27 protein-coding genes are annotated in these 26,770 nt (G+C 71.0%); 12 read left to right on the top strand and 15 right to left on the bottom strand.

Annotation, left to right across the window (positions count from 1 at the left end; translation table 11 throughout):
• Positions 1–25: 25 nt before the first annotated feature.
• The gene (locus ABZ795_RS15795) at positions 26–2,530 is read right to left on the bottom strand and encodes a DUF3516 domain-containing protein (RefSeq protein WP_327026893.1); all 2,505 of its coding nucleotides are present in this window, start codon (positions 2,528–2,530) and stop codon (positions 26–28) included.
• A gap of 125 nt (positions 2,531–2,655) precedes the next feature.
• The gene (trmB, locus tag ABZ795_RS15790) at positions 2,656–3,279 is read right to left on the bottom strand and encodes a tRNA (guanosine(46)-N7)-methyltransferase TrmB (protein ID WP_357530887.1); all 624 of its coding nucleotides are present in this window, start codon (positions 3,277–3,279) and stop codon (positions 2,656–2,658) included.
• A 274-nt stretch (positions 3,280–3,553) separates the two neighbouring features.
• Between trmB and ABZ795_RS15785 the strand changes: the two genes are divergently transcribed.
• Positions 3,554–4,105 (top strand): hypothetical protein, encoded by a 552-nt coding sequence (locus tag ABZ795_RS15785; RefSeq protein ID WP_357530886.1) that lies wholly within the window; start codon positions 3,554–3,556, stop codon positions 4,103–4,105.
• A gap of 378 nt (positions 4,106–4,483) precedes the next feature.
• Entirely contained in the window at positions 4,484–5,092 is a 609-nt protein-coding gene (locus ABZ795_RS15780) for a class F sortase (RefSeq protein ID WP_357530840.1), read from the top strand.
• A 25-nt stretch (positions 5,093–5,117) separates the two neighbouring features.
• On the opposite strand, the gene ABZ795_RS15775 is transcribed toward ABZ795_RS15780, so the two are convergent.
• From ABZ795_RS15775 to ABZ795_RS15765, 3 genes are all read right to left on the bottom strand, one after another.
• Positions 5,118–5,429, bottom strand: coding sequence for an antibiotic biosynthesis monooxygenase (locus ABZ795_RS15775; RefSeq protein ID WP_327026890.1), 312 nt, complete (start codon positions 5,427–5,429; stop codon positions 5,118–5,120).
• A gap of 50 nt (positions 5,430–5,479) precedes the next feature.
• Positions 5,480–6,277 (bottom strand): exodeoxyribonuclease III, encoded by a 798-nt coding sequence (locus tag ABZ795_RS15770; RefSeq protein WP_357530839.1) that lies wholly within the window; start codon positions 6,275–6,277, stop codon positions 5,480–5,482.
• Positions 6,278–6,385: 108 nt separating this feature from the next.
• A complete protein-coding gene (locus tag ABZ795_RS15765; RefSeq protein ID WP_327026888.1) occupies positions 6,386–7,297 on the bottom strand; it encodes a PAC2 family protein in 912 nt (303 codons plus the stop codon).
• Positions 7,298–7,490: 193 nt separating this feature from the next.
• Here ABZ795_RS15765 and ABZ795_RS15760 point away from each other — a divergent pair, with 193 nt between their 5' ends.
• Positions 7,491–8,261, top strand: coding sequence for an EcsC family protein (locus ABZ795_RS15760; RefSeq protein WP_357530838.1), 771 nt, complete (start codon positions 7,491–7,493; stop codon positions 8,259–8,261).
• Here the strand turns inward: ABZ795_RS15760 and ABZ795_RS15755 are convergent.
• Positions 8,249–9,097, bottom strand: coding sequence for a GDSL-type esterase/lipase family protein (locus ABZ795_RS15755; RefSeq protein ID WP_357530837.1), 849 nt, complete (start codon positions 9,095–9,097; stop codon positions 8,249–8,251). The genes ABZ795_RS15760 and ABZ795_RS15755 overlap by 13 nt on opposite strands.
• 170 nt (positions 9,098–9,267) lie before the next feature.
• Between ABZ795_RS15755 and ABZ795_RS15750 the strand changes: the two genes are divergently transcribed.
• The 3 genes from ABZ795_RS15750 to ABZ795_RS15740 are packed head-to-tail and all read left to right on the top strand — an operon-like array spanning position 9,268 to position 11,965.
• A complete protein-coding gene (locus tag ABZ795_RS15750) occupies positions 9,268–9,531 on the top strand; it encodes a DUF6343 family protein (protein ID WP_357530836.1) in 264 nt (87 codons plus the stop codon).
• Positions 9,532–9,546: 15 nt separating this feature from the next.
• Complete coding sequence (locus tag ABZ795_RS15745) at positions 9,547–10,959, top strand: NADP-dependent succinic semialdehyde dehydrogenase (RefSeq protein ID WP_357530835.1); 1,413 nt, start codon at positions 9,547–9,549, stop codon at positions 10,957–10,959.
• Positions 10,960–10,999: 40 nt separating this feature from the next.
• Positions 11,000–11,965 (top strand): TIGR03885 family FMN-dependent LLM class oxidoreductase, encoded by a 966-nt coding sequence (locus ABZ795_RS15740; protein WP_357530834.1) that lies wholly within the window; start codon positions 11,000–11,002, stop codon positions 11,963–11,965.
• Between the two features lie 115 nt (positions 11,966–12,080).
• Here ABZ795_RS15740 and ABZ795_RS15735 read toward each other — a convergent pair whose 3' ends face one another.
• Together ABZ795_RS15735 and ABZ795_RS15730 are read right to left on the bottom strand one after the other, a co-directional pair.
• Positions 12,081–12,614: a GNAT family N-acetyltransferase gene (locus tag ABZ795_RS15735; RefSeq protein WP_357530833.1), complete on the bottom strand. Its 534-nt coding sequence runs from the start codon at positions 12,612–12,614 to the stop codon at positions 12,081–12,083.
• A 197-nt stretch (positions 12,615–12,811) separates the two neighbouring features.
• Positions 12,812–15,424: a glycoside hydrolase family 9 protein gene (locus ABZ795_RS15730; protein ID WP_327026881.1), complete on the bottom strand. Its 2,613-nt coding sequence runs from the start codon at positions 15,422–15,424 to the stop codon at positions 12,812–12,814.
• 213 nt (positions 15,425–15,637) lie between these two features.
• On the opposite strand from ABZ795_RS15730, the gene ABZ795_RS15725 reads away from it, so the two are divergent.
• Positions 15,638–16,366 carry a protein phosphatase 2C domain-containing protein gene (locus ABZ795_RS15725; protein ID WP_357530832.1) on the top strand — a complete coding sequence of 243 codons (729 nt, stop codon included), beginning with the start codon at positions 15,638–15,640 and terminating at the stop codon, positions 16,364–16,366.
• A 133-nt stretch (positions 16,367–16,499) separates the two neighbouring features.
• On the opposite strand, the gene ABZ795_RS15720 is transcribed toward ABZ795_RS15725, so the two are convergent.
• Both ABZ795_RS15720 and ABZ795_RS15715 read right to left on the bottom strand, forming a co-directional pair.
• Positions 16,500–16,700 carry a DUF397 domain-containing protein gene (locus ABZ795_RS15720; RefSeq protein WP_357530831.1) on the bottom strand — a complete coding sequence of 67 codons (201 nt, stop codon included), beginning with the start codon at positions 16,698–16,700 and terminating at the stop codon, positions 16,500–16,502.
• Positions 16,701–16,743: 43 nt separating this feature from the next.
• Positions 16,744–17,586, bottom strand: a complete 843-nt coding sequence (locus ABZ795_RS15715; protein ID WP_357530830.1) for a helix-turn-helix transcriptional regulator — start codon at positions 17,584–17,586, stop codon at positions 16,744–16,746.
• A 143-nt stretch (positions 17,587–17,729) separates the two neighbouring features.
• Between ABZ795_RS15715 and ABZ795_RS15710 the strand changes: the two genes are divergently transcribed.
• From ABZ795_RS15710 to ABZ795_RS15700, 3 genes are read left to right on the top strand one after another with little or no spacing between them, the layout of a single operon-like run.
• Entirely contained in the window at positions 17,730–18,356 is a 627-nt protein-coding gene (locus ABZ795_RS15710; RefSeq protein ID WP_327026877.1) for a GPP34 family phosphoprotein, read from the top strand.
• A 40-nt stretch (positions 18,357–18,396) separates the two neighbouring features.
• Positions 18,397–19,893, top strand: a complete 1,497-nt coding sequence (locus ABZ795_RS15705; protein WP_357530829.1) for an APC family permease — start codon at positions 18,397–18,399, stop codon at positions 19,891–19,893.
• Complete coding sequence (locus ABZ795_RS15700) at positions 19,890–20,483, top strand: GNAT family N-acetyltransferase (protein ID WP_357530828.1); 594 nt, start codon at positions 19,890–19,892, stop codon at positions 20,481–20,483. Before ABZ795_RS15705 ends, ABZ795_RS15700 begins: the two co-directional genes overlap by 4 nt.
• A 55-nt stretch (positions 20,484–20,538) precedes the next feature.
• Here ABZ795_RS15700 and ABZ795_RS15695 read toward each other — a convergent pair whose 3' ends face one another.
• The gene (locus ABZ795_RS15695) at positions 20,539–21,360 is read right to left on the bottom strand and encodes a SigB/SigF/SigG family RNA polymerase sigma factor (protein WP_327026874.1); all 822 of its coding nucleotides are present in this window, start codon (positions 21,358–21,360) and stop codon (positions 20,539–20,541) included.
• A gap of 312 nt (positions 21,361–21,672) precedes the next feature.
• Between ABZ795_RS15695 and ABZ795_RS15690 the strand changes: the two genes are divergently transcribed.
• On the top strand, positions 21,673–21,801 hold the full coding sequence (locus ABZ795_RS15690) for a hypothetical protein (RefSeq protein WP_327026873.1): 129 nt from the start codon (positions 21,673–21,675) through the stop codon (positions 21,799–21,801).
• Between the two features lie 55 nt (positions 21,802–21,856).
• Here ABZ795_RS15690 and ABZ795_RS15685 read toward each other — a convergent pair whose 3' ends face one another.
• The 4 genes from ABZ795_RS15685 to ABZ795_RS15670 form a co-directional block, all read right to left on the bottom strand.
• Positions 21,857–22,846: a pirin family protein gene (locus ABZ795_RS15685; protein ID WP_327026872.1), complete on the bottom strand. Its 990-nt coding sequence runs from the start codon at positions 22,844–22,846 to the stop codon at positions 21,857–21,859.
• An 11-nt stretch (positions 22,847–22,857) separates the two neighbouring features.
• Positions 22,858–23,334 (bottom strand): MarR family transcriptional regulator, encoded by a 477-nt coding sequence (locus ABZ795_RS15680; RefSeq protein ID WP_357530827.1) that lies wholly within the window; start codon positions 23,332–23,334, stop codon positions 22,858–22,860.
• A 187-nt stretch (positions 23,335–23,521) separates the two neighbouring features.
• Complete coding sequence (locus tag ABZ795_RS15675) at positions 23,522–24,109, bottom strand: general stress protein (RefSeq protein WP_357530826.1); 588 nt, start codon at positions 24,107–24,109, stop codon at positions 23,522–23,524.
• Positions 24,110–24,246: 137 nt separating this feature from the next.
• Positions 24,247–25,623: a glycoside hydrolase family 6 protein gene (locus tag ABZ795_RS15670; RefSeq protein WP_357530825.1), complete on the bottom strand. Its 1,377-nt coding sequence runs from the start codon at positions 25,621–25,623 to the stop codon at positions 24,247–24,249.
• A gap of 183 nt (positions 25,624–25,806) precedes the next feature.
• Between ABZ795_RS15670 and ABZ795_RS15665 the strand changes: the two genes are divergently transcribed.
• Positions 25,807–26,766 (top strand): FAD-dependent oxidoreductase, encoded by a 960-nt coding sequence (locus ABZ795_RS15665; protein ID WP_357530824.1) that lies wholly within the window; start codon positions 25,807–25,809, stop codon positions 26,764–26,766.
• The last annotated feature ends 4 nt before the right edge of the window (positions 26,767–26,770 follow it).

The following is a 26,770-nucleotide window of genomic DNA, read 5'->3' as shown; positions in this document are numbered from 1 at the left end:
GGCCGCCGGCACCGGCGGCCTCGCCTCAGAGTTGGCCGACGTCCGTGATCCGGATGACCGCCGTGCCCGCCTCGTCGGAGGCGGCCAGGTCGACCTCGGCACTGATGCCCCAGTCGTGGTCGCCCTCGGGGTCGTCGAGGATCTGCCGTACCGTCCAGCGTTCCCTACCCTGCTCGATCATGAGCAGCGCCGGGCCCCGGGCGTTCGGCCCGATGCCGATCTCGCCGTACGACTCGAAGTAGGGCTCCAGCGCCTCGGCCCAGGCGTCGGCGTCCCACCCGGTGGCCCCGTCCAGTTCGCCGAGGCTGTGCCACTGCCGCAGCGCGGCCAACTCGACCCGACGGAACAGGGCGTTGCGGACGAGGACCCGGAAGGCGCGGGTGTTGCGGGTGACCGCCGTGGGACGGTCGTCCAGGGCGGCGGCGACCTCCGGCAGGTCGGTCGGGTTGCGCAGCCGCTCCCATTCGTCGATCAGGCTGGAGTCGACCTGGCGGACCAGCTCCCCGAGCCACTCGATCAGGTCGATCAGCTCGTCGGTCTTGGCTTCCTCGGGCACGGTCTGCCGCAGGGTCTTGTACGCGTCGGCCAGGTAGCGCAGCACCAGGCCCTCCGAGCGGGACAGCCCGTAGAACTGCACGAACTCGGTGAAGGTCATCGCCCGCTCGTACATGTCGCGGACCACGGACTTGGGGGAGAGCTGGTGGTCGGCGACCCAGGGATGCCCCTGCCGGTACATCTCGTACGCGTTCTCCAGCAGTTCCGCGAGGGGCTTGGGCCAGGTCACGTTGTCGAGCAGTTCCAGGCGGGCCTCGTACTCGATGCCCTCGGCCTTCATCGCGGCGACCGCCTCACCCCGGGCCTTGAACTGCTGCGCGGAGAGCACCTGGCGGGGGTCGTCGAGGATCGACTCGATCACGCTCAGCACGTCCAGGGCGTACGAGGGGGACTCGCTGTCCAGCAGTTCGATGGTGGCCAGGGCCAGCGGCGACAGGGGCTGGTTGAGCGCGAAGTCTAGTTGCAGGTCGACCGTGAGCCGGACCCGTCGGCCGGTCTCGTCCGGCTCGGGCAACTCCTCGACCACCCCACCGGCTCTCAGCGCCCGGTAGATGGCGATGGCCCGGCGGATGTGCCGGCGCTGGGCGGCGGGGTCCTCGTGGTTGTCGGTGAGCAGGTGCCGCATGGCGGCGAAGGCGTCACCGGGGCGGCCGATGACGTTGAGCAGCATCGAGTGGCTGACCTGGAAGCTGGAGGTGAGCGGTTCCGGCTCGGCCTCGACCAGCCGCTGGAAGGTCGGCTCACCCCAGCCGATCGACCCCTCCGGCGGCTTCTTGCGTACCACCTTGCGGCGCTTCTTGGGGTCGTCGCCGGCCTTGGCCAGGGCCTTCTCGTTCTCGATCACATGCTCGGGGGCCTGCACCACGACCCGGCCCAGGGTGTCGAAGCCGGCGCGTCCGGCCCGCCCGGCGATCTGGTGGAACTCGCGGGCCTTGAGCAGCCGGGTCCGCACCCCGTCGTACTTCGACAGGCCGGTGAACAGGACCGTACGGATCGGCACGTTGATGCCGACCCCGAGGGTGTCCGTCCCGCAGATGACCTTGAGTAGTCCGGCCTGGGCCAGGGTCTCCACCAGCCGGCGGTACTTGGGCAACATGCCGGCGTGGTGCACCCCGATGCCGTGCCGGACCAGCCGGGACAGGGTCTTGCCGAAGCCCGAGGTGAACCGGAAGTTCCCGATCGCCTGGGCGATCATGTCCTTCTCGGCCCGGGTGCAGACGTTGACGCTCATCAGGGCCTGGGCGCGCTCCAGGGCGGCGGCCTGGGTGAAGTGCACGACGTAGACCGGGGCCTGCTTGGTCTCCAGCAGTTCCTCGAGAGTCTCGTGCATGGGGGTCATCGCGTACGAGAAGATCAGCGGGACCGGCCGCTCGGCCGAGCGGACGACGGCGGTGGACCGCCCGGTACGCCGGCTCAGGTCGTCGACGAACCGGGTGGTGTCCCCCAGGGTGGCCGACATCAGGACGAACTGCGCCTGAGGCAGTTCGATCAGGGGCACCTGCCAGGCCCAACCCCGGTCCGGTTCGGCGTAGAAGTGGAACTCGTCCATGACCACCTGGCCGACATCGGCCCGGGATCCCTCCCGCAGCGCCAGGTTGGCCAGGATCTCCGCCGTGCAGCAGATGATCGGAGCGTCCGCGTTGACGCTGGCGTCCCCGGTGAGCATGCCGACGTTCTCCGCCCCGAAGACCTCGCAGAGGGCGAAGAACTTCTCCGACACCAGGGCCTTGATCGGCGCGGTGTAGAAGGTCGTCCGGTCGTCGGCCAGGGCGGCGAAGTGCGCGGCGATCGCGACCAGGCTCTTGCCCGAGCCGGTCGGGGTATTCATGATCACGTTGGCCCCGGAGACGATCTCGATGACCGCCTCCTCCTGATGGGGGTAGAGGTCGAGGCCGCGCGCGGAGGCCCAACCGGCGAACGCGTCGTAGAGGGTGTCGGGGTCGGCGGTCTTGGGCAGCGCGGCGGTGAGAGTCATGGCCGGTCCATGGTGCCTGGATCATGCCCTCCGACGCCAACCGGGTGACCGGTTTCGCCGGACCGGCTGTTAACAGGGGCCCCCTTTACCGCACGAGGCGTTAAGAAGGGGCCCTTCCTTACCCGTTAGCGGCGGCGGTAGATCAGGTCGGCGATCGGGCGGCCGGCCCGCAGGGCCCGCCGCTCGAACCGGGTCACCGGCCGGTGGGCGGGCCTGGGGGCGTACCCCTCATGCAGGTTGACCAGGCCCGGATCGGCGTCCAGGGTGGTCCGCATCGCCTCGGCGTACTCCGCCCAGTCGGTGGCGCAGTGCAGGATGCCGCCGAGGGCCAGCCGGGAGCGCAGCAACGCGACATGCCTCGGCTGGATCAGCCGTCGCTTGTGATGCCGGGACTTGGGCCAGGGGTCCGGGAAGAAGACGTGCACCGCGTCCAGGGAGTCCGCCGGAATCGTCTGCATCAACTCCACCGCGTCGCCCTCGGCGATGCGGACATTGCGCAGCCCACGCCGGTGCACCAGGTCCAGCAGGTTGGCGATTCCGGGCGTGTGCACCTCGACCGCCAGATAGTCTCGATCCGGGTCGGCGGCGGCCATCTCGACCGTCGTGTCACCCATGCCGGACCCGATCTCCACCACCAGCGGAGCCCGGCGGCCGAACAGGGCGACCGGATCGAACGGCGTGGCATCGCCCACGCGCAGGGCGTACACCGGCCAGAGGTGTTGCAGGGCGGCCGTCTGCCGCTCGCCCATGCGGCCCCGCCGCGGGTGGAAGGTACGGATCGCCCGCGCCGGGTCGGGCGCGGCGCCAGCGGAGGTCGGTTCGGTGGAGGTCACAGCGCACCGAGCTTACGCGAGCCCGGTGTCGGATCGGATGTGATGTACGACCGGGGATGAGACCATCATTCCCGTACCGCAGACCGGGTGTCCGGCGGCGCCCGGCGACTGCTCCGTCGCGCCGGGAGGGGGCATCGTGTCAGTGACCCGTACTCGCCCGGCCCGGTCGGCCACCCTGGCTGCGGCCTCGATGTTCGCCCTCGTCGCCCCGCTGCTCGCCGTCGCCCTGACCGGGATCTCGACCCCGGCCCGCGCCGCCGCGGCCGGTGCCGGCCAGCCGGTCGACGCCTCCCAGCCGGTCGACGCCCGAGTGGTCGCCGCTCCGCAGCCACCTGGCCCGGACGTGTTCATCGAGATCAGCCCGAGCACGGTGGAACCGGGGCATCTGGTCGGCCTGCGGGCCAGTTGCCGGGACAACTCCGTCGGGGCCATCGTCGTCTCGGACGCCTTCGGCCGGGTCGCCGTGCAGCCGCAACGCGGCCTGCTGACCGGTACCGCCCAGGTGAAGGACCGGGTGCTGCCCGGCAACTACCGGGTCAAGCTGGAGTGCCGGGGCGGGGAGAGCGCCTCCACGATGCTTCAGGTGGTCCGCACCGTCAGACCCAGCCGGGGACCGGCCACCGGATTCGGCGGCGGTGCCGGGACCACCTTCGGCCTGCTGGTGCCCGGTGGGCTCGCGTTGACCGTCAGCGGCGTGATCCTCTGGGGCGTGACCGTCCGGCGTCGGCACACCGGCCGGTGAGCCCCCATGGCCGCCTCCCGAACCCCACGCCCTGCCGGGGTTGATCGCATCTCACGATCGGCTGGTGGGGTGCGGGTCGGGCGTCCGGCTGGTAGCCGGCCGAGCCCTCATCCTCGGCCCGAGGTGTTCGTGCCGCCGGTCGAGCGGCCCGGGACTTCCATCGCCCGGGCGGACCTCTTCGTCCCGGGCGACGTCCCACCGGCTTCGAAGCGACCGGCATCCACCGGCCACCCGGCCCGTGGCTCGGCCCGACCGGTCCGCTCCTTGCCCCCGGCCGGTCCGCTTCCCCCGGCCAGCCCGCGTGCATCCGCCGGGAAGGCCCCCCGGGGCACCCGATCCAGTCGCCGGGCCACCCGCCCCGGCCGCAGTCCCTGGTCCTTGCCGTTGGCGGTGGTGCTGGTACTGCTCGGTGTCTTCGCCACCGGCGCCGGGCTGGGCCGCAGCGTCGGCGATCCGTTGCAGTGGGCCACCGCGGCCGGCGGCGGTGCCGAGCCACCGGCGCGCGAGACGGTCGCCGCGCCCGCCGCACCCCGGCCGGTACGCCTCACGGTCGCGACGGTCGACATCAACGCCCCGGTGAAACCGGTCGGGGACGCCGCGGACGGCACGATCGACGTACCGCCGTTGAGTCGGCACGAGGAGACCGGTTGGTACGACCGGGGCCCGGTGCCCGGGGAGCCCGGTCCCGCCGTCATCGTCGGCCATGTCGACACCAAGAGCGGCCCCTCGGTCTTCTACGACCTGCACAAGCTCCGGGTCGGGGAGACCGTCGAGGTGCAGCGGGCGGACGGCTCGGTGGCGGTGTTCACGGTCGACTCCGTCGAACGCTTCCCCAAGGACCAACTGCCGGCCGACCGGATCTACGGCCATGACGGCCCGCCCAGCCTGCGGCTGATCACCTGCGGAGGGCAGTGGGTCGGCGGCGCGACCGGCTACGCCGACAATGTCATCGCCTTCGCCACCCACACCGAGACCCGCCCCGCATAGCAGCAGCCCAGAGCGGGCCGGTGACTCAGGGAACCTGCTGCACCACCTCGAACTCCAGCAGGGTGGCGCCGGTGGCGACCGGGGGGCGTTGTTCGCCGCCGGGCGGGGCGGCGTGGGCGGCACGGGCCGGGCCGGCGGCCCAGTCCTGGTACGCCTGCTCGCTCTCCCAACGGGTGTAGACGAAGTAGCGGTTGTCACCGGCGACCGGGCGCAGCAACTCGAAGCCGAGGAAGCCGGGGGAGTTCTGCACGGCGTGCGCCCGCGCGGCGAACCGCTTCTCCAACTCCTCCCCGGCTCCCGGGGGTACCTCGATCGCGTTGATCTTCACGACTGCCATGTCCCCACCCTAGACGCGGGCAGCGCCCACTACGGCGCAGACGCCGCGCCTCAGCAGGATTCGACAACCGGGGTGAAGGTGGTGTCGACGACGATCGGGGCATGGTCGGAGGGGGACTTGCCCTTGCGGGCCTCCCGGTCGACATAGGCCGCGTGGACCGTGCCGGCCAACGGTGCCGAGGCGTACACCAGGTCGATCCGCATGCCCTTGTTCTGGTGGAACATGCCGGCCCGATAGTCCCAGTAGGTGAAGGGGTGCGGCCCCTTCATCTGGGTCGGCACCACATCGACGAGGCCGAGGTCCCGCAACGCCGCCAGGGCGGCCCGTTCGGCCGGGGTGACATGGGTGGAGGTGGCGAACAGCGCCGGATCCCACACGTCGTCGTCCGTCGGGGCCACATTGAAGTCCCCGCAGACCGCCAACGCCGGGTGGCCGGTCAACTCGGCGGCCAGGGCCTCCCGCAGAGCCCCCAGCCAGGCCAGCTTGTAGGCGTAGTGCGGGTCGTCGGGGGCCCGCCCGTTCGGCACGTACACCGACCAGATGCGTGCCCCGGCGCAGGTGGCGGCGATGGCTCGGGCCTCCGGCTCGGGGAAGCCCGGCTCCCCGGGGAAGCCGACCGTGACATCGGCCAGGCCGACCCGGGACAGGATGGCCACCCCGTTCCACCGGCCGTCGCTGTGGCTGGCCACGGTGTAGCCCAGCTCGCCCACCTCGGCCACCGGGAAGGCGCCGTCGGGGCACTTGGTCTCCTGGAGGCAGACCACGTCCGGTTCGGTGCCGGCCAACCAGTCGAGCAGCCGGGGCAGGCGGGCCTTCACCGAGTTCACGTTCCAGGTCGCCAGACGCATGATGTCAGCCTGCCGTATCCCGGCCCGACTCCGCGCGCCGCCACCCGAGGGCGCGCGGTGTCAAACGGGGACCCCTGCTGTACGCCCTCGCGTCAACAGGGGACCACCTCATTCGTTGTTGGGGCGGGTCTGTTCGGCCAGGAAGCGTTCCAGTTCGGCGCCGAGTTCCTCCGCAGTGGGCAGGGGGCCGGTCTCCGCCGCCAGCAGGTTCTTACCTTCCTGACCCCGGGCGTACGCGTCGTACTGTTCCTCCAAGGCCTGCACCAGGGTGCTGGCCTCCTCGCTCTGCGTCACCTGCCGGTCGATCTCCACCCGGACCGCCTCGGCGGCCGAGCGCAGCCCGTCGCGGGGCAGCAGCAGCCCGGTGCTGCGGGACACGGAGGCGAGCAGCACCTCGGCGGCGGCAGGATACTCCGCCTGCGCCACGTAGTGCGGCACATGGGCGGCGAAGCCCAGGGCGTCCCGACCGGCCTCACCCAGGCGGAACTCCAGCAGGTGACCCACGCTGCCGGGCACCTGGACCCGTTGCAGCCAGGGCTCGTAGCCGACGATCAGGTCAGGCCGGGTGGCGTGGGCGGTCACCCCGGCGGGCCGGGTGTGCGGCACCGCCATCGGGATCGAGTTGAGCCCCACCGTCAGGCGTACGTCCAGCCGGGCGGAGAGCCCGGCGACCGCGGCGACGAACCGCTCCCACTGCAGATCCGGCTCCGGCCCGGTGAGCAGCAGGAAGGGGGTCTCGTCGTCGTCGTGCAGCAGATGCAGCACCAACTCCGGCGTGTCGTAGCTTTCCCAGTGATCCTCCACGAAGGTCATCACCGGGCGGCGGGATCGGTAGTCGAAGAGCTGGTCGAGGTCGAAGCGGGCGATCTGGCGGGACTCCAACGAGGTCAGCAACTGCTCGCGGGCCAGTCGGCTGGCGTTGCCGGCGTCGACGAAACCGGTGAGTGCCTGGATCAGGACCGGTTGCCCTAGTTCGGGCAGATCGGTGGTGAGTTCGTAGAGCTCGTGTGGATCGAGCACCGGTGCGGCCTCCCTGGTTGCGCGTAACGGGGGTTGCTGGTTTGACGGCTCCCCCGATCGCCAGAACGTACCCGCCATCCTGGCGCATTCCTGCCGCGCCGGTCCGCCCGACCCGGATTCGATCCGACCCTGCCCGAATACGGCGTTGCGGCCCGGGGGTACATATGAGTGAGCATCGTGGAAGGGAGTGGTGATGAGCGACCCGGCTCCGGTCAACGGACAGCCCGGCGTCCCGGCAGTGCCGGGCCGGCGGCCCGAGGGTGAGGCCACCGAGACGCCACCGGTCACCCTCTGGGACCGGATGCGCCAGGACCCGCAGTACGCCCCGGAACATCTCGCCCTGGAGGCGGTCCGCCGACTCGGTCCGGAGGCGGCCACCTGGGTCCGACAGGCCCGCGCGCAGCACCCGAACGCCACCCCGGACTCCCTGGCCGATCAGGTGGTACGCCGATTCGTCAACCAGGCCCGGCTCTCCGGTGCGGTCTCCGGGGCGGCCGGTCTGCCCGGTGCGGTGCTCGATGTCGGGGTGCTCGCCTGGACCCAGGCCCGCATGGTGCTGCACATCGCCGCCGCCTACGGCGCGGACCCGGCACACCCGGACCGGGCCGCCGACCTGCTGGTCCTGCAGAAGGTGCACAAGGTGGCGGCCAGCGCCCGACTGGCCCTGGGGGTGGCGGCGGGCCGGGAACGGGCCGGTGCGCTGTTCGGTGGTGGCGGCCAGACCACCCTGGGTCGGGCGATGCTGCGGCTCGGGATCCGGCTGGCCCAGATGGCCGGGGTACGGGCCGCGAAGCGGGTCTTCGCCAAGGTGGTGCCGGGGGCGGCCATCATTCTGGGCACCTGGGCGAACTCCTCGGCCACCAAGAACCTCGCCGAGCGTTCCCGGGCCCACTACCGTCAGCACGGTCATCCGCACATCCCGGCCCCTCGTCGTTCCCCTGAGGACGACGATCAGTCGGCGTAGCCGGAGGACCGCCAGGTCACCTCGGCGAGACGGGACTGACCGGCCGTGTTGGGGTGGAAGTAGTCCAGGGCGTTGACCAGGTCCAGGCCGAACCTGACCCGGTGCACCGCCCCGCCGTCGTACCGGCACCGGGAGCCGTACGCGCGGCAGGCGGCCGACAGTTGTCTGTTGTAGGCCGAGATCCGTTCCTTGAACTCCGTGCGGCGGGCCCGGTCGGCCGGTGCGGTCGAGGTCGGCTCGGCCAGCAGGGCCGGACAGACCCCCCGTCGCCAGGCCCGGGTGGCCCGGGAGTCGTCGTGACCGACCTCCCAGAGCCGGTACAGGTTGGGGATGCTGACCACCAGCACCCGGGCCTTGGGTCGGCCCTCGCGCAGCACTTTCAGCCCTCGGTCGATCTCGGCCCGGAACTCGGTAACCGGGGTCATCGCCTCGATGGAGTTGCGGCAGGCGTCGTTGGCCCCGATCAGCACGGTCACGTAGTCGGCCCGGTCGCGTACCGCTGCCTCCGCCTGGCCGGCCAACGCGGCGGCCCGGGCCCCCGGGCGGGCGTGGTTGTACGCCTTGTCCCGCAGCTTGGGGTTGCGGTCCAGCAGCCGGCGGTAGTGGCTGTCGACCCGCAGCCCCGACCCGGTGGACCAGGAGTTGCGTTCGCAGGAGGTGAGCACGAGGCAGGAGCCGAAGCCGGTGGTGATGGAGTCACCGAGGGCGGCGACCACCTTGGGGGAGCCGGGTGGCGGGCTGCCGGTGGGTCGGGGGGTCGCCTCTCCGCCCGCCTCGCAGGCCAGGGCGACCAACGCGAGCAGGCAGACGGCGGCGGTTGTCCAGCGTCCAGGCATGACTTCCCCAGCCTCGTAGCGCGCAGAGACGGCAGGGTGACTGTACGCGTGGGCCGCGTGACCTTCGTGCCGCCTTGTCGGAGATGCGGCAGATCCCTGTCGCCGGGTCGAGAAGCGTGCTAGTCGCGGTGGTGGCGGTTAGTCCGGGCGGTGCGGGGTAGGTGGAGGTGATGACGAGATCACAGCCCCGGCGTGCCCGCGGCACGGTCGGCCACGCGTACAGCGCACTCAATCTGCGGCTGGTGCTGGCCGGCTTCGGGCTCGTCACCATGGTCGTCTTCGCGGTGCTGGCGTTCCGTGCCGAGCTGGCCTGGCTCGGTGTGGTCTGCGTGATCTTCGCGGTGGTCGCGGTCGTCGACCTGGCCGTCATCCAACGCCGCCGTGCCGCCCGCCGCCGTGAGGAACCCGGTGTGCGGCACTCGCTCTTCGAGTGACGGGAGAAAGCCCTGATGCCCATCGCCACCACCAACCCCGTTACCGGCCAGGTGCTCAAGACCTTCGAGCCGATGTCGGACGAGCAGTTGAGCGACGCGATCGAACGGGCCGATCTGGCGTACCAGCAGCTGCGGGGCACCACCATCGACCAGCGCGGGCGGTGGCTGAACGCGGCGGCGGACCTGCTGGAGGCCGAACGCGACGACATCGCCCGGCTGATGACCACCGAGATGGGCAAGACGTACGCCGCAGCCAAGGCAGAGGTCACCAAGTGCGCCGCCGCCTTCCGCTTCTACGCCGCCCACGCCGCCGAGTTCCTGGCCGATCTCCCGGCCGACGCGAAGGCGGTCTCCGCGACCCGGGCCTTCGTCCGCTACCAGCCGATCGGGCCGGTCCTCGCGGTGATGCCCTGGAACTTTCCGCTCTGGCAGGTCGTACGCTTCGCCGCCCCGGCCCTGATGGCCGGCAACACCGGGCTGCTCAAACACGCCTCCAACGTGCCGCAGACCGCCCTGCTGCTGGAGGACGTGATCCGCCGCGCCGGTTTCCCCGAGGGGGCCTTCACGACCCTGCTGGTCGGCTCCGAGGCGGTGGAGCAGATCCTGGGCGACCCCCGGGTACGCGCCGCCACCCTGACCGGAAGCGAGCCCGCCGGCCGGTCCATCGCCCAGATCGCCGGCCGGGAGCTGAAGAAGACCGTGCTGGAACTGGGCGGCAGCGACCCCTTCGTGGTGATGCCCTCGGCCGATGTGGAACTGGCCGCCGAGGTGGCCACCACCGCACGCTGCCAGAACAACGGGCAGTCCTGCATCGCGGCCAAGCGGTTCATCGTGCACACCGAGGTGTACGAGGCCTTCGCGGAGGCGTTCGCGCACCGCATGTCGGCGCTGCGGGTCGGCGACCCGATGGACGCCGACACCGATGTCGGGCCGTTGGCCAGCGAGCGGGGCCGCGACGAGGTCGACGCCCAGGTCCGGGACGCGGTCGACAAGGGAGCCACCGTGCTCTGCGGTGGTCGCAAACCCACCGGGGAGGGCTGGTTCTACCCGCCGACCGTGGTCGCCGACCTGGATCCGAGCATGCGGATGTGGTCCGAGGAGGTGTTCGGGCCGGTGGCCGGGTTGTACCGGGTGTCCTCGTACGAGGAGGCGATCGAGGTGGCCAACGGCACCGCCTTCGGGCTGGGCTCCAACGCCTGGACCCGGGACCCCCAGGAGCAGGAGCGTTTCGCCACCGACCTGGTCGCCGGGGCGGTGTTCATCAACGGCATGACCACCTCGTACCCGGAGCTGCCCTTCGGTGGGGTGAAGAACTCCGGGTACGGCCGGGAGTTGTCCGCCCAGGGCATGCACGAGTTCTGCAACCTCAAGACGGTCTGGATCGGTGCGGGGGAGGCCGGGGCCGGCGCCGGGGCGCACGCCGAGTAGCCCGGCTTACTTTTCCGCCGGCCTGGGTAGGGAGGCCGGCATGACGGCGATCGGTTTCCACGCTTCCCACGAGCAGATTCATCCCCGTGCCCTGCTGGAGGCGGTGTGCCACGCCGAGGAGGTCGGCTTCGACGCCGCGATGTGCTCCGACCACTTCGCACCCTGGAGCGAGCGGCAGGGACACTCCGGGTTCGCCTGGTCGTGGCTAGGTTCCGCGCTCCAGGCCACCAGCCTGTCCTTCGGCGTGGTCAACGCACCGGGCCAGCGTTACCACCCGGCCATCATCGCCCAGGCGATCGGCACCCTGGCCGCGATGTACCCGGGCCGGTTCTGGGCCGCGCTGGGCTCCGGTGAGGCCGCCAACGAACATGTCACCGGCGAGGCCTGGCCCCGCAAGGAGGTCCGCAACGCCCGGCTGCGCGAGTGCGTAGAGGTCATCCGGGCCCTGCTGGCCGGCGAGGAGGTCAGCCACGACGGGCTGGTCCGGGTCGACCGGGCCCGGCTCTGGACCCGACCCGAGCAGCCCCCCGCCCTGGTCGGCGCCGCGGTCAGTGTCGAGACCGCCCGCTGGTGTGCCGAATGGGCGGACGGTCTGATCACCGTCAACGCCTCCACCGACCACCTCCGCCGCATGATCGACGCCTACCGGGAGGCCGGCGGTCGCGGGCCGATCCACCTCCAGGTGCATCTGAGCTGGGCCAGCAGCCAGGCCGAGGCCGAGGCCATCGCGTACGACCAGTGGCGCAGCAACGTCTTCGCCCCTCCGGTCTGCTGGGACCTGGCCACCCCGGAACACTTCGACGTGGTCTCCGCCCAGGTACCGATGTCCCGCCTGGCCGAGGTGGTCAACATCTCCGCCGACCTCGCCCGGCACACCGCCTGGCTGGAGGACTGCATCGACCTAGGCTTCGACCAGATAGCCCTACACCACGTAGGCCAGGACCAACGCCCCTTCCTGGACGCCTTCGGCACCCAGGTCCTCCCCAAACTCCCCCACACCCCCTAACCCCACCCCCTAACCCCACCCCCTAACCCCACCCCCCTCGCGCCCTCTGTCTGCGCCCCGTTGATCATGAGGTTAGCGGCAGTTGTCGATCTCCAGACTGCCGTCAACCTCATGATCAAGGCGGCGGAGGCAGGGGGTGGGTTAGGAGTTGGCCGGGCCAGGGGGGTTGGGCGGGGCGGGTGAGGGTGAAGGGGGTGGTGGGGGTGAAGCCCTGGCGTTGGTACCAGCGGACCAGGGCGCCGTCGTCGCCGGCGTAGCAGTCCACGCGGAGCAGGCGGGCGCCGCGTTGTCGGCCCAGGTCGGCGGCGTGCGTCAGTAGTCGGGCACCGATTCCCGCTCCGGCGTACGCCCGGTCGGTGACCAGCAGGTTCACGTACAGCTCCGGTTCGGTGGCCGGGGGCACGTAGTCGTTGGCGGTGCCCACCACGAGCGCGCCGACTGGTCGGTCGCCGATTTCTGCCAGCCACAGACCGTCGCCCTTGGCCCAGCCGTCGGCCTGGGCGATGCGGCGCGGGTCGGTCGACGCGGGCTCGGTGCCCCACTGCCCGGTACGCCCCTGCGCCACCAGCCAGGCGGTGGCGTCGTCCAGCAGTCGCAACACCGCCGCCGCGTCCCCCGGCCCTCCGGCCCGCAACACCAGATCATCCATGCCGCCATCCTGCTACCCGGCGACCAGGCGAACAGCGAGGGGCCCGGTGATCAAGAGGTTTGGTCGCCTGGAGGCGGAATCCAGACCAAACTTCTTGATCAACCGGGCCCCGAGCGGGCCGGGCCGCAGCCGGGCCGGGCCCCCTCGCGAGTGGGGCCGGGTGGGGTGCCGGTCGCCGACGGCACCCCACCCGGGGATCAGGAGACGGTGCAGGGTGCGCCGTTGACCGTGATCAGGTTCGGTGCGGGGTTGGCGCCCTTGCCGGTGGTGGCGTTGAAGCCGAACATCGCCGTGCCGCCGGGGGCGATGTTGCCGTTGTACGACTCGTTCTTCGCGGTCACCGTGGCGCCGGACTGCTTGACGTCTGCCATCCAGGCCTCGCGCACCTTGGCGTCACCGGTGAAGGCGAACTTGGCGGTCCAGCCGTTCAGGGTGGTGGTGCCGGTGTTGCGGATGGTCACCTGGCCGGTGAAGCCGGTGCCGCCCTGCCAGGAGCCGTAGTTGGTGTACGTCACCGAGCAGGTGGGTGCCGGCACGGCCGCCGAGTCACCCTGGTCGGCCAGGAACGAGGCGATCCAGGCCAGCGCCGAGTTCCAGTTGATCGCCACCTCGTTGGTCGAGTAGGAGGCGATGTCATCGACGTAGCAGAACATCGGGGCGCAGCCGGCGAGCAGCTTCTCCACGAACGGGTCCTGCAGGTCGGCGTTGGGACCGCCGGCCAGCGAGCCCGCGGGCGGCTTCGGCATGGTCGGGTCGAGCTGGTAGCCGAAGATGCGGCTGTGCTGGTTCTCCGCCGCGTGCTCGCCCCAACCGGTGACGAACGAGATGTTCAGCGCGTTGCGGCCGAGGATGTAGTCCATCGTCTGCACCGCGCCGTCGCGGTACTTGGCCTGACCGGTCAGGTCGAAGGCGGTGGCCAGCACGATCGCGTTGTTGATCACGTTGCTGTTGCCGCCCCAGAAGTAGCTGCTGGACTCACCCGGCATCGGCAGCCCGTACGCCTGGCGGGCGATCTCGGCGAGGTAGCCGTCCGCGGCGTCGGTCACCGACTTGCGGATGCGGGTCAGCTCGGCCGCCGCCAGCCCGCTGGGCACGGTGGCCAGGTCGAGGCGGCCCAGGGCGGCCACGCTCTGCCAGCCGAAGCCCCGGGCGTCGAAGACGTCACCGGTGTGGTGCGGCGAGGCGGTCAGGTCGGCCAGGTAGGCGGCCTCACCGGTGGTCAGGTACAGCTCGGCCGCCGCCCAGTAGAACTCGTCGGTGACGTTGCTGTCGTCGTACGCGCCGCCGCCGTTGCCGTCGGTCGGGCTGGCGTAGCGGGTCGGGTTGGCCTTCGCCGCGGCGTAGGCGGTCTTGGCCGCGGTGCCGCAACGCTGCGCGAAGGCGGCGTCGTACGGGGCGAACAGCCGGGCGCACTGGGCCGTGACGGCGGCCAGGTTCAGGGTGGCGGCGGTGGACGGCGGGTGCAGCTCACGCAGCTCCGGGTCGTCCTCGGGCTGCAACGGCAGTCCGGTCCAGTTCTCGTCGTGGATCTTGTGGTGGGCCATCCCGGCGAGCGGCTTGCCGGCCGGCACCTGCATCCGCATCAGGAACTCCAGCTCCCAGCGGGCCTCGTCGAGGATGTCCGGTACCCCGTTGTCCCGCTCGGGCAGCCGCAGGGTGCCGTCGCCGAGGGCGGCACCGAACCCGGCGGTGGCCGCGTTCTTGGTCCGCTCGAAGGTGCTCAGCAACTGGTAGGTGGCGATGCCGCCGTTGACCACGTACTTGCCGTGGTCGCCCGCGTCGTACCAGCCGCCGCGCACGTCCAGCCGGTAGTCGCAGACCCCGGGCTGGCAGGGCACGTCGGTGTCGCCCTGGTTGGGGGCGACCCCCAGGTGGCCGGCCGGGCGGGCGTACTCCTCGCCGACCAGGTCACCGTCGATGGCGATGCCGCTGCGCTGGATGTAGAAGAACTGCAGGGCGTCGGAGCGCAGCTGCTCGTAGAGGGCGCCGGAGATGTCGAACGGGTGGCTGACCTCACCGTCCACCGTCAGGGTCAGGCCCTGTCCGGGGGTGCGGTACGAGGAGAAGTCCAGCGAGTGGACGTTCTGCGCCGAGGCCGGGTCGACCCCGCGGGGGGTGGTGTTGCCGCTGGCCACCACGGCACCGGAGGCGGACTTCAACTGCCAGGGCAGGGCCTCGGTGGCGTCGGTGACCACGGTGGCGTTCTTCGGCCCGTGCGGCAGGTAGCCGACCTGGTTGACCCGGACCCGGGGGCCGGTGTCCGGCTCGTACGGCTCGGGCGGGTTGCCGCCGCGCAGCGAGACGTTGTCCAGGCAGACGGTCTGCTGCTCGGCGGCCCCACCGACCTGGAAGATCAGCTGGGACCGGCTGTCGTCGGTCGGGGCCACGAAGGTCCGCTCGACCCGCTGCTGGGTGGGGGTGGCGGCCGCGATGACCGAGTAGTAGCCGGTGTAGGGGGCGCTGCCGAGTTGCAGCACCGCGGTCACCGAACCACCCGGGGTCGAGGTGACGTCGAAGCCCAGGGTGTATTCGGCGCCGGCGATCAGCGGCACTCCGTCGTGGCCGATGCCGGCGTCCCACGGGTTGGCCAGGCCACCGGCGACAGTGGTGCAGAGTTGGCCGTCGACCACGCCGAGGGGGCCGGTGCCGAAGGAGAACCAGGGCGAGGAGCCGTTGCTGAAGTCGCCGTTGGTGATTTGTTCGGGTGCGTCTGCCGGGGGGTCGGCGTAGGCGGTGCCGGCGGTGGTGCCGGCCAGCGCCACGGCGGTTGCCGCAGCGAGCACCGCTAGACGACGTCGGGGTGGCGTCACGGGGGATCCTTCCGACGAACAGGACGGGCAAATGGTGGGGGGAAACCTGGGAGCGCTCCCAGGTATCGGGCATGTTTCCAGGGACGGCCGATCGTGTCAATCGATCGCACCCGATCCTCATCGGGGCGTTCAGCAGTGAGATTTGCCGCGCCACGCCCGGTCGTCCCGATCTCCTAGAGACAACCCCGCCCTTCGCCTGGCAGGCTGCGTGCCATGACCCTGAAGCTGCGTTCTGCCGGAACGAGCGACTGTGGCCTGATCCGCAGTGGTAACCAGGACGCCCTGCACGCCGGCGCCTGGCTGGTGGCGGTCGCCGACGGCATGGGAGGCATGGCCGCGGGCGACCTGGCCAGCTCGATCGCCATCGAGGCGATGGCCCCACTGGACGTGGAGACTCCCGAGGATGCCCTGGTGGCCGCCCTGCAGAGCGGCATCCAGTCGGCCACCAGCCGGATCCGTCAGGCGGTCGCGGATGATCCGCAACGACAGGGGATGGGCACCACACTGACCGCGCTGCTGTTCGCGCGTACCGGCAGCTGCCTGGCCCTGGCGCATGTGGGCGACTCCCGGGCGTACCTGTTCCGCGAGGGGGTGCTCAAGCAGATCACCCGGGACGACACCTTCGTGCAGATGCTGGTCGACCAGGGCCTGATCACCCCCGACCAGGCCGGCAGCCATCCGCGCCGGGCCGTGGTCACCCAGGCGTTGCAGGGCGACGAGATCTCCCCGACGTACGCGACGATGCTGCCCTGGGCGGGGGACCGGTGGCTGCTGTGCAGCGACGGGTTGTCCAACGTCGTCAGCGCCGAGACCATGGCCGAGGTGCTGGCCGAGTACCCGGACCGTCAGCAGTGCGCGCGGCGGCTGATCGACCTGGCGTTGCGCGCCGGTGGGCCGGACAACATCACGGTCGTCATCGCGGACGTGGTCGAGGAGGACTGAGCCGCCTGCTCGCCGGGAGTACCGGCTGAGGTTGCGGCAAGGGGGCAGCCCTCGGGTGGAGGGCTGCCTCCTTGCCCGGCGATCGCGCCGTGCGGCGACGCCGGGTGCCGGCCAGACGGCGATGTCGGAGCGGTCAGCGGTTGTCGGCCTCGTGCAGGCCGACGACGAAGGCGCTCCAGGCCGATGGTGGAAACGTCAGCACCGGCCCGCCGCGATCCTTGCTGTCCCGCACCGCGACATGACCGTCGAGTGTGGCGACTTCCACGCAGTTGCCGTTACCCACACTGCGGGTGCTGGTGCGCCACTTCGCCCGGGACAGGTCGAGCGCGGTCATCGCGATCCCTTCATAAATACTGAGGGTGATCGCGCTGACGCGATCACGTAAAGTAGCGAGCAGCTTCTTTCAGGCGGATCAGAGATGCCGCCGGATCCAGCGCCAACCGGCGCAGCCGCTCGTGCACAAGGCTATACGAGCCCACCTGTCCGGCCTCTTCCAGTGCCAGGCCTGTCGTGAGGTTTTCCAGGTAGACCACGGCGGCGTCGGCGGCGTCGGCGAAGGTGAGGATCACGTACGGGGAGTTCATCGCCGGGTGCCCGCCCGCCTCGAAGGGCAGTACCTGGATCGTGACGTTCGGTAGTTGAGCGACCGTCTCCAGATGCGACAGTTGACCCGCCATTACGGCCCGGTCGCTGACAGGGCGTAACAGGACGGCCTCGTTCAACACCACCGACAGTTCGACCGGGGCGTCGCTGCGCAGCACGTCCTGTCGGCGGAGTCGGGCGGCGACCTTGCGGTCGAGATCCTCCTCGCCGGCGGTCAGCCGGTAGACCTCCCGGGCGTACGCCTCGGTCTGCAACAGGCCGGGCACCGCCTCGGCCTCGTAGGTGCGCAGAGTGGCGGCCTCGGCCTCCAGGCCGACATAGAACTCGAACCATTCCGGCAGTACATCGCTGTAGTGCTGCCACCAGCCGCGTTGCTGGGCACCACGGGCGATCTCGATGAGGGCCTCGGCGTCGTTTCCGGTCACTTGATACAGGGCCAACGCGGCGCGTACGTCGCGGGGCTTGATGCCGATCTGGGCGTTCTCGATACGGGAGAGGTTGCTTTTGGACATGTCCAGTTGCCGGGCGGCGACATCCAGCGTCATTCCGGCGCTTTCCCGCAGTTGACGGAGTTCCCGAGCGATGCGGCGGCGGCGAACAGTGGGGCTTGCGGTCACCCTCCGAGTCTGTCACGGGGAAATCCGCAGGTCGCATCAGCACGGAGTGCAACTGTCGAAAACGGGAGTTGCATTGCAGTGCATCGACGTGCATGCTTTCCCGGGTTCGCGATCACACAGGACGGCCATTCGGGGGAGGACCGTTGCTCATCGCCGACGAGTTCTTCCTGATCGCCCACAACGACATCCGTGGCAAGGCGAAACTGCACCCGGCCGCCACCGGTCTGGGCCTGGCCGGCGGGCTGCTCGGCGAGTTGATCCTTTATGGACACCTGACCGTCACCAACGGTCAGGTCAGCGTGATCGACCGCCGTCCGCCCGCGGACGCCCTGGCGCACACCGTGCTGGACCAGTTGATCGGTGAGGCCCAGCACCAGTCGGTACGCACCTGGCTCAGCTTCCTCGCCCAGACCTCGGTGACCTCGGTGGGGGAGCGGCTCTGTCGGGCCGGTGCGCTGCGTCGGCAGGAGAGCCGACGGCTGCTGCGCACCACGGTCAGCTACGTGCCGATCGATCCCAATGTGGCCGCCTGGCCGGCTACCCGGCTGCGTGCGGTGCTGGAACGTGCCGACCCGCCGAGCGTGCCGGACGCGCTGCTGCTGGGTCTGGTCGCCTCCGCCGGGTTGACCCGGGAAGTGCTGTGGAGCGCCGGCCCCCGTGCCCACCACCGACTCAATCTGATCATCCCCGCTCTGCCGGCCCCCCTCAAGGAACTCGTGGCGCACACCGAGGCCGCAGTGGGCGCGGCCGTGCTGCGCGGCACCTCCTGAGCCGGCGCCTAAACCCCCTCACACTCATCCGGAGTCATCCATGTCCTCCACACTGACACCACAGCGACCAAGCAACGTCTCCGAGGCGCTGGCCCGGGGCCGGCTCGGCGTACCCTCCGTGGTCTTCTTCGTGCTCTCCGCGGCAGCGCCGCTGACTGTGGTGGCCGGGGTGGTCACCACCGGCTACGGGGTCATCGGGGTGCTCGGTATCCCGCTGGCCTTCCTGGCGGTCGCCGCCGTGCTGGCGATCTTCTCCGCCGGGTACGTGGCGATGGCCCGTCGGATGGCCAACGCCGGGGCCTTCTACGCCTACGTCGCGCGGGGCCTGGGTCGCCCCGCCGGGGTGGGTACGGCCTGGGTGGCGCTGCTGGCCTACAACGCGCTTCAGGTGGGGCTCTACGGCACCATCGGCGCGGCGGCCACCCCGGTGCTGGACCGGCTGTTCGGCATCGCTCCCCAGTGGTGGGTGGTGGCACTGGTGGCCTGGGCCATGGTGGGGCTGCTGGGCCTGCTGCGGGTGGACATCAACGGCATGGTGCTGGCCGCCCTGCTCTGCGCCGAGATCGCCATCATCCTGCTGTTCGACCTGGGCCAGTTGAGCAACCCGGCCTCCGGCGGGGTCAGCTTCGCGGCCTTCTCCCCGGACAACTTCTTCGTGCCCGGGGTCGGTGCCGTGCTGGTGCTGGCGATCCTCGGCTTCGTCGGCTTCGAGGCCTCGGTGGTGTTCAGCGAGGAGAGCAAGGACCCCAAGCGCACCGTGCCGATGGCCACCTACCTGTCCGTGGCGATCATCGGTGTGGTCTACGCCCTGTCCTCGTGGAGCATGACGGTCGCCGTGGGACCGGACCGCATCGTCGAGGAGGCCAACGCCCAGAGCATCGACCTGATCTTCAACCTGGCGGGAGCGCACCTGGGTGACACCGTGCTCACCATCGGGCAGGCACTCTTCCTGACCTCGGTGCTGGCCGCGATGATCTCGTTCCACAACACGACCGCCCGGTACGCCTTCGCGCTGGGCCGGGAGCGGGTGTTGCCGGCGATCTTCGGCCGTACCTCCCCGGTCACCGGGGCCCCCCGGGCCGCCTCGCTGGCGCAGAGCACCCTGGGCCTGGCGGTCATCCTGCTGTACGCGATCAACGGCTGGGACCCGGTGCTCCAACTGTTCTTCTGGCTGGGCATCACCGGTGGCTTCGGGGTGCTGCTGCTGATCGCCACGACCGCCGTCGCGATCATCGCCTACTTCGCACGCAGCGGGGAGCAGGAGACCCTGTGGCGCCGGCTGATCGCCCCCGCCATCGCCGGGATCGCGTTGATCTCCATCATCGTGCTGGCCGTGCAGAACCTCGCCGACCTGCTCGGGGTGGAGCCCGACTCGCCGCTGCGCTGGCTCTTCCCGGCGGCATACCCGGTGGCCGCCGCACTCGGCGTGCTCTGGGGGCTGGTGCTGCGCAACAGCCGCCCGGACACCTACGCCCGGATCGGTCTGGGTGCGGAGAGCACCGCCGCGGTGCTGCCCACCACGGAGGTGGGGCGATGACCGAGGTGAGCATCGTACGGCTGGAACCGGCCGACGCCCGGTGGGTGGCCGAACGGATCGCGGAGGCCTTCCTGGTGCTGGACGCCACCCGGTGGCTGGTGCCGGACGAGGCCAAGCGGGAGGCGGTGCTGGCCGGCCAGTTCGAGATCGTGGTCTCCCACGCCCTGCGGCACGGGCTGGTCTTCGGCACCACCGACCGGGCCGGGGTGGCGGTCTGGCTGCCCTCGGTCGGCGACCCGCTGCCCGAACCGGAGGACTACGACGCCCGGCTGGCCGCCGCCTGTGGCGAGTGGACCCCCCGCTTCGCCCACCTGGACGAGCTGTTCGCCACCCACCATCCGCACGCCGATCACCACCACCTGGCGTTGCTGGCCGTGCGGCCGGATCGGCAGGGCACCGGGGTGGGCAGCGCCCTGCTGCGGCACCACCACGCCTGGCTGGACGCCAACGGGATACCGGCCTACCTGGAGGCCAGCAGCGAGAGCAACCGGGTCCTGTACGCCCGGCACGGCTACCAGGAGTCCGAGCCGTTCCGGCTGCCGGACGGCACCCCGTTCTGGCCGATGTGGCGCGAGCCGCGTACCGATTGATCGTGGACACGAAGGTGGCCGGGCCCGCCGGCCCGGCCACCTTCGCCACCCCCTCCTAGTACGTTCCGTCGAGCTGCCCCCGCAGCTTCGTCAGCGCCCGGGCCAGCAGCCGGGACACGTGCATCTGGGAGACCCCGATCTGCTCGGCGATCTGCGACTGGGTCAGGTTGCCGTAGAAGCGCAGGGTCAGGATCTTCTGCTCCCGCTCGTCCAGGGTGGCCAGGGCCGGCCCCAGCGCCACGCGCAGCTCGGCCAGCTCGAACTCGCTGTCCTCACCGCCGAGCATGTCACCGAGCTCGGTGGCCCGGTCGCCGTCGCCGGTGGGGGTGGACAGGGACACCGCGTTGTACGCGCGGGCGCCCTCCAGGCCCTCCAGGACCTCTTCCTCGGTGAGCTTGAGGTGGGCGGCGATGTCGGCCACGGTCGGCGAGCGGCCGAGGGTCTGCAGCAGCGAGCTGTTGGCGTCCGAGATGGCCAGGCGCAGTTCCTGCAACCGTCGGGGCACCCGGATGTCCCAGGTGCGGTCGCGGAAGTGGCGCTTGAGCTCGCCGATGATGGTGGGGATGGCGTAGCCGGCGAAGTCGACACCCCGGGAGGGGTCGAACTTGTCGATGGCCTTGATGAGGCCGACGGCCGCGGTCTGGGCCAGGTCGTCGGTCGGCTCGCCCCGCCCGCTGTAGCGGTGGGCCAGGTGGTTGGCCAGCGGCAGCCAGGCCTCGATGGCCCGGTCGCGCAGCGCGGCGCGGGACGGGTGTCCGGCGGGCAGCGCGGCCATCGCGTTGAGCAGGTCGGTGGCGCTGTCGGTGAGCGCTCGCGGGTCGAGCTTGGCCGCGGTCGTCGGCGCGGTAGCCGCCTCGCTAATCGTTGGCGCGGTCATGGTGGTCCTCCCTGCACCTCGTCCGCGGATAAAGACGTGACGCTTCGGTTGGGCACTGTTGGTACGTTCGGGAGTCACCATAGCCTGATAGGCCAACAGAAATCTAGCCGAACGGACGATGTGTTTAAGTGATTTAAACCGTGAAATCGGTTCAAATTGGCCATGGGTAACGGACATCGACCGGGCTTACTACTCTCCGCATGCGGTCGCCGGGCGGGTCGCGGTCGGGTGCGGCCAGCGGGTTTCCGGCGGCCCAGACGGGTTACTCAAGGGCCGGATCGGCACGCACCCCAAACTCGAGGAGGCCGCACCATGCCCGGCGAGACGACCAGCGCTGTGACCGAGCACCGCGAGCAGGCGGTGGAAGGGGAGCGGGGAGCGCTGTTGGCCGTACTGGTGATGGTGGTGCTCGGCTTGGCCGGCATCTTCGCCGTTTCCTGACCAGCGGGGGCGCCCCGGTCGCATCGGGCGCCCCCAACTCGTCGTCCTGCCTGACTCAGGGCCGGGAACCCTGGCCCTCGGTGTGCGCCAGCCGCTTCGCCGGAATGACCCCGAGCCGTCCGGCCTGGTAGTCCTCGAAAGCCTGGATCAGCTCGTCCCGGCTGTTCATCACGAACGGGCCGTACTGGGCCACCGGCTCCCGGATCGGCTGACCACCCATGATGTACAGATCCAGGGTGGGAGTCCGGCTGTCCTGCCGGGCGTTGGCCTTGATCCGCAGGGCGTCACCCGGGCCGTGCACCGCCAGCTGCCCGGTCCGGACCCCACGGCCGTTGGCACCGACCGTGCCACGCCCGCCCAGCACGTACACCAGGGCGTTGAAGTCCGGCCGCCAGGGCAGATCGACCTGGGCCCCCGGCTCGACGGTCACGTGGGTGACCGTGATCGGGGTGTACGTCGAGCCCGGTCCCCGGTGCCCGGCGATCTCACCGGCGATCACCCGGATCAGCGCACCGCCGTCCGGGGTGGTGAGCAGGGCGGCCTGGTTGCCCCGGATGTCCTGGTACTTCGGCGGGCTCATCTTCGCCACCTTGGGCAGGTTGACCCAGAGCTGGGTGCCGTGGAACAGCCCGCCGCTGACGACCAGGTGCTCCGGCGGGGCCTCGATGTGCAGCAGACCACTGCCGGCGGTCATCCACTGGGTGTCGCCGTTGGTGATCGTGCCGCCCCCGCCGTGGGTGTCCTGGTGCTCGAAGACCCCGTCGATGATGTAGGTGACGGTCTCGAAGCCCCGGTGCGGGTGCCAACTGGTGCCCTTCGGCTCGCCCGGGGCGTACTCCACCTCGCCCATCTGGTCGAGGTGCAGGAAGGGGTCCAGCTCGCTGACCGGTACCCCGGCGAAGGCCCGGCGCACCGGGAAGCCCTCGCCCTCGAAGCCGCTGGGCGCGGTGGTCAGCCGACGGACCGGGCGGATGGTGGTGGTGGACTCGTCCAGCCGGGGCAGGCGGGGCAGGACGAGGACGTTGTCGACCGTGATCGCGGGCATCGAAGGCTCCTTCAACTGTCGCTGTGGGCGGGGCTGGCGGTTGCCTGCAGCCGCTGGCCGAGTCGGGTGAAGATCCTGGTCAGGCAGGCGATCTCGGCGTCGTCGAGGTCGTCCATCAGGTGGGTACGTACGGAGTGCAGGTGCTGCGGTGCCGCCTCGCGCAGGGCCAGCAGGCCGGCGGCGGTGAGCACCGCCTCGCTGCCCCGGCCGTCCTGCGGACAAGGCTGCCGCACCACCAGGCCGCGCCGCTGCATCGAGGAGATCTGGTAGGTCAGCCGGCTGGGGGAGAAGACCAGTCGGCCGGCCAGCTCGCCCATCCGCAGCCGGTGCCCGGGGACCTCGCTGAGCAGCACGAGCACGTGGTAGTCGGCGAGGCTGAGGTCGCTGGTGGCCCGCAACTCCTCCTCCAGCCGGGTGAGTAACCGCTGGCTGGCCTCGATGTACGCCCGCCAAGCAGCTAGCCGCTCGGCGCTCATGCTCTCGGTCATGGCAACACAGTAGCTCAAAATTCAAATTTGAACAAACTCGCCGGACCACTGCGTAGGCTGCGTGAAGGGCGGGTTTCCGAAGGGAGATATTGAAGGTTTGAATGACCGCGACCGGACACGCGAATCCGCCCCCGACCGGTGCGGTCGGGGGCGGCCGGACGCCGGTCGGCGTCCGTCGATCGGGTGCTCAGCCCGCGGTCTGTCGGGTCCGCCCGCCCAGGTGCAGTCGACCCAGCACCTGACGGGCCTGTTCGGCCACCTCCGCGTCGACGATGACGGCGTACTGGTTGGCGCGCAGCGAACTGGCCGAGGTGAAGTCCCGCTTGCCGCCGGTCATGGCGTGTGCCACCGCCCCGAACACCGCGCCCCAGAGGGCCCCGATGACCAGGCCGGCCAGGATCACCGCGATCCAGTTGCCGACGGTGAAGATGCCGAACAGCAGGCCGATGAACAGACCGAACCAGGCACCGGTGCCGGCGCCGATCAGTCCGGCACGAGCGGTCGTCATCCGGCCCAGAACGGTCTCCACCAGGGTCAGATCGGTGCCCACGATCGCGCTGCGTTCCACCGGGAACCGGTTGTCGGCCAGGTGGTCCACCACCCGTTGGGCGGAGGGATAGTCCGGGTAGGCCCCGATCGTCACGGTCGGTGGACCGAACACCGGACTCTGCCCGTCGCCGCTGGGCGCCGCGGTCCGGCCACCCGGGCCCGACGGGAGGGTGCCGCCGCCGGTCACGCCCGGCTGCCAGGCCGGGGGATTCGACTGTGTGGTCATGGGTCTCCTCCTTCGTCGTACCAGGCGTTCCCGTGCGAGGGCAGCGGTAACGCGCCGGCGCCGGGGATGAGGAGAGGAGGAAGGCCCCCCGCCGGTGCCCGAAGGCGGTGGCGGGGGGCCTGTCCGGAGGGGGGTGATCAGGTGCAGTTGGTGCCGTTGAGGGTGAAACCACTCGGCGCCGGCAGGCTGCTACCGCTGTAGGTGCCCTGGAAGCCGGTGCTGAGGGTGCCCCCGCTGGGCAGGCTGCCGTTCCAGTCGGCGTTCCGCACCGAGATGCGGTCGCCGGACTGGCTCCAGGTGCCGTTCCAGCCGTTGCTCAGCCGTACCCCGGAGCCGGCGTTGAAGGACAGGGTCCAGCCGTTCACCGCGCTGCCGCGGTTGGTCACCCGGATCTCGGCGGTGAAGCCACCGGTCCAGGTGTTCGGGGTGAAGGTCACCGTGCACCCACCGGCCGGCGGCGGGGTGGTCGGCGGCGGCGGAGGAGTGGTGGGGGGCGGCGGGGGAGTGGTCGGGCCGGGGGTGGTGGGGGCCGGCGTGGTGGGCAGCGGCCCGGCCGCGATGGCCAGGTCGTACGCCCGCTGCGGCACGAACTGACCGGCGGCGGCGATGCAGCCGTCGGCCTCACCGGGCAGCTTGACCCAGAGGAAGGCGTCGATCGCCGAGTCGCCGGTGTTGGTGGTGCTCGGCGTGCCGATGGCCCGCCCCGGCGGGTCGCACCACTCCGAGCCGGCGGGACCGTTGCCGTTACGGCTGGTGTCGATGACCGCCTTCAGCCGGGAGATCCCGGTCGCCGCGATGATCGACTTGGCGTAGGAGACCTCACCGGCGGTGCTCCGGTAGTTCGACACGTTCACCGAGATGCCGTCGGCGCTGTTGGCGATGTCCGCGGCGAGCAGCCGGTTGGCGGCCTCGCCGGCAGAGAGCCAGCCGCCGTGGCCGATGTCGTAGTAGACCTTCGCCGCCGAGGAGGCACGCTTGAGGGCCTTGCCGGCGTACGCCATCGAGGCCCGGACCTCGGCCTGCTGGTTGCCGTCCATGCAGCTGGTCATGATGGGGAGCACGTCCGGCTCCAGGATGATGGTGGCCGGTCGGCCCTGCAGGCCGGCCGCCACCTGGTCCACCCATTGGCGGTAGGCGCTGTGGTTGGGGGCCCCGCCACCGCTGTGGTTGCTGCAGTCGCGGTTGGGGATGTTGTAGACCACCAGGATCGGGATCTTGCCCGCTGCGGCGGCGGCGCCGACGAACTGGCTGACCTCGCCCTGCACGGTCGAGGTGTTGGTGGTGGTGTACCAGCGGGGCTGCGGCACGTTGGCGATCCGGTCCCGGATCACGGCGGCCCGGGAGTCGCCGGGGTTGGCCGCCACCCAGCGGGCGGCGCTGGTCTGCGGGTCCACGTAGAAGGCGGAGTCGGCCGCTGCGGCGGGTGCTGCCAGCAGCGCGCCCACGCCGACGGTGGCGGCGACGGTGAGTGCCGTCACCGCGCCGACCACGGCGGACGTGCGTCGGGTTCTCATGGTCTGCTCCTCGGATATATCGAGCAAGTTGCGTGGAAGCGCTCCCACATGTCCGCCAAGGTACGGGCCCGTTGCGAAATTGTGAAGACCTTCCGGAAGCATCGACAGCTTTAGGTGTATCTCTCGGCCTGGTCAGCCCCCGGACGAACGGATTCGGGTCCGACCGGTACGTAGGATCACCGGATGACTACCGATCGGACCGGCGTCGTGGTGGTCGGTGCCGGCATCGCCGGAGTGGCCTGTGCGCAGGAACTGCGCCGGGCCGGGGTGCCGGTGGAGATCCACGAACGGGCCCGGGTGGTCGGTGGCCGGATGGCCAGCAAACGCTTCGACGGACGCCCGGCCGACCTCGGGGCGGCCTACTTCACGGTCAGCGATCCGGACTTCGCCGAGGTGGTGGCCCGGTGGCAGGGGGCCGGGCTGGCCCGGGAGTGGACCGACACCTTCCTCGCCTACGGCGAGCAGGGCAGGCGTACGGTCAGCGGCCCCCTGCGGTGGGCCGCCCCCGGTGGGCTGCGCTCGCTGGTCGAACACCTGGCCCGGGACCTGCCCGTGCGGGTGAACCGCCTGGTGCTCGGCGTCGCCCCGGGCCCCGCCGTGGACGGCCGCAGCTGCCAGGCGGTCGTGCTGGCGATGCCCGGGCCCCAGGCCGCGCTGCTGCTGGACCCCGCCCTGACCGCCGCCACCGAGGCGCTCGCCGCCCAGCGCTGGTCACCCGCCCTGGCGGCGGTGCTGCGGTTCCCGGCCCGACGCTGGCCGGACTTCCGGGGGGCCTTCGTCAACGACCACCCGGTGCTGCGGCTGGTCTGCGACGACGGGGACCGCCGGGGCGACCAGGCCCCCGTGCTCGTCGCGCACACCACCGGGCAGTTCGCCGAAGGTCACCTGGCCCAGCCCACCGCCGCCGCCCCGGCGGTCGAGGCGGCCGTACGCGACCTGCTGGCTCTGCCCGACCCGGCCGTGGCGGTGCACCTGCACCGGTGGCGCTACGCCCAGCCCATGGCTGGTGATCCCGCCACCTTCCACCTGGACGAGGCGGGCATCGGGCTGGCCGGCGACGCCTTCGGTGCCCAACCCCGGGTGCAGACCGCCTGGCGCTCCGGCCGGGACCTGGGGCAGGCCCTGGCGCAACGACTGGCCTGAGCCC

The sequence above is a fragment of the Micromonospora sp. NPDC047134 genome, assembly GCF_040643455.1.
In the GTDB taxonomy this organism is placed as follows: domain Bacteria; phylum Actinomycetota; class Actinomycetes; order Mycobacteriales; family Micromonosporaceae; genus Micromonospora.
Note: the sequence above shows the minus strand (reverse complement) of the source record. Positions and strands in the feature narration are given on the sequence as shown.

What these genes read in the sequence shown, in the direction of transcription:
- ABZ795_RS15795 (WP_327026893.1), bottom strand. Translation starts at nt 2,530, where the DNA reads ATGACTCTCACCGCCGCGCTGCCCAAGACCGCCGACCCCGACACCCTC.
- trmB (WP_357530887.1), bottom strand. Translation starts at nt 3,279, where the DNA reads ATGGGCGAGCGGCAGACGGCCGCCCTGCAACACCTCTGGCCGGTGTAC.
- ABZ795_RS15785 (WP_357530886.1), top strand. Translation starts at nt 3,554, where the DNA reads ATGTTCGCCCTCGTCGCCCCGCTGCTCGCCGTCGCCCTGACCGGGATC.
- ABZ795_RS15775 (WP_327026890.1), bottom strand. Translation starts at nt 5,429, where the DNA reads ATGGCAGTCGTGAAGATCAACGCGATCGAGGTACCCCCGGGAGCCGGG.
- ABZ795_RS15770 (WP_357530839.1), bottom strand. Translation starts at nt 6,277, where the DNA reads ATGCGTCTGGCGACCTGGAACGTGAACTCGGTGAAGGCCCGCCTGCCC.
- ABZ795_RS15760 (WP_357530838.1), top strand. Translation starts at nt 7,491, where the DNA reads ATGAGCGACCCGGCTCCGGTCAACGGACAGCCCGGCGTCCCGGCAGTG.
- ABZ795_RS15755 (WP_357530837.1), bottom strand. Translation starts at nt 9,097, where the DNA reads ATGCCTGGACGCTGGACAACCGCCGCCGTCTGCCTGCTCGCGTTGGTC.
- ABZ795_RS15750 (WP_357530836.1), top strand. Translation starts at nt 9,268, where the DNA reads ATGACGAGATCACAGCCCCGGCGTGCCCGCGGCACGGTCGGCCACGCG.
- ABZ795_RS15745 (WP_357530835.1), top strand. Translation starts at nt 9,547, where the DNA reads ATGCCCATCGCCACCACCAACCCCGTTACCGGCCAGGTGCTCAAGACC.
- ABZ795_RS15740 (WP_357530834.1), top strand. Translation starts at nt 11,000, where the DNA reads ATGACGGCGATCGGTTTCCACGCTTCCCACGAGCAGATTCATCCCCGT.
- ABZ795_RS15735 (WP_357530833.1), bottom strand. Translation starts at nt 12,614, where the DNA reads ATGGATGATCTGGTGTTGCGGGCCGGAGGGCCGGGGGACGCGGCGGCG.
- ABZ795_RS15725 (WP_357530832.1), top strand. Translation starts at nt 15,638, where the DNA reads ATGACCCTGAAGCTGCGTTCTGCCGGAACGAGCGACTGTGGCCTGATC.
- ABZ795_RS15720 (WP_357530831.1), bottom strand. Translation starts at nt 16,700, where the DNA reads ATGACCGCGCTCGACCTGTCCCGGGCGAAGTGGCGCACCAGCACCCGC.
- ABZ795_RS15705 (WP_357530829.1), top strand. Translation starts at nt 18,397, where the DNA reads ATGTCCTCCACACTGACACCACAGCGACCAAGCAACGTCTCCGAGGCG.
- ABZ795_RS15700 (WP_357530828.1), top strand. Translation starts at nt 19,890, where the DNA reads ATGACCGAGGTGAGCATCGTACGGCTGGAACCGGCCGACGCCCGGTGG.
- ABZ795_RS15695 (WP_327026874.1), bottom strand. Translation starts at nt 21,360, where the DNA reads ATGACCGCGCCAACGATTAGCGAGGCGGCTACCGCGCCGACGACCGCG.
- ABZ795_RS15690 (WP_327026873.1), top strand. Translation starts at nt 21,673, where the DNA reads ATGCCCGGCGAGACGACCAGCGCTGTGACCGAGCACCGCGAGCAGGCG.
- ABZ795_RS15685 (WP_327026872.1), bottom strand. Translation starts at nt 22,846, where the DNA reads ATGCCCGCGATCACGGTCGACAACGTCCTCGTCCTGCCCCGCCTGCCC.
- ABZ795_RS15680 (WP_357530827.1), bottom strand. Translation starts at nt 23,334, where the DNA reads ATGACCGAGAGCATGAGCGCCGAGCGGCTAGCTGCTTGGCGGGCGTAC.
- ABZ795_RS15675 (WP_357530826.1), bottom strand. Translation starts at nt 24,109, where the DNA reads ATGACCACACAGTCGAATCCCCCGGCCTGGCAGCCGGGCGTGACCGGC.
- ABZ795_RS15670 (WP_357530825.1), bottom strand. Translation starts at nt 25,623, where the DNA reads ATGAGAACCCGACGCACGTCCGCCGTGGTCGGCGCGGTGACGGCACTC.
- ABZ795_RS15665 (WP_357530824.1), top strand. Translation starts at nt 25,807, where the DNA reads ATGACTACCGATCGGACCGGCGTCGTGGTGGTCGGTGCCGGCATCGCC.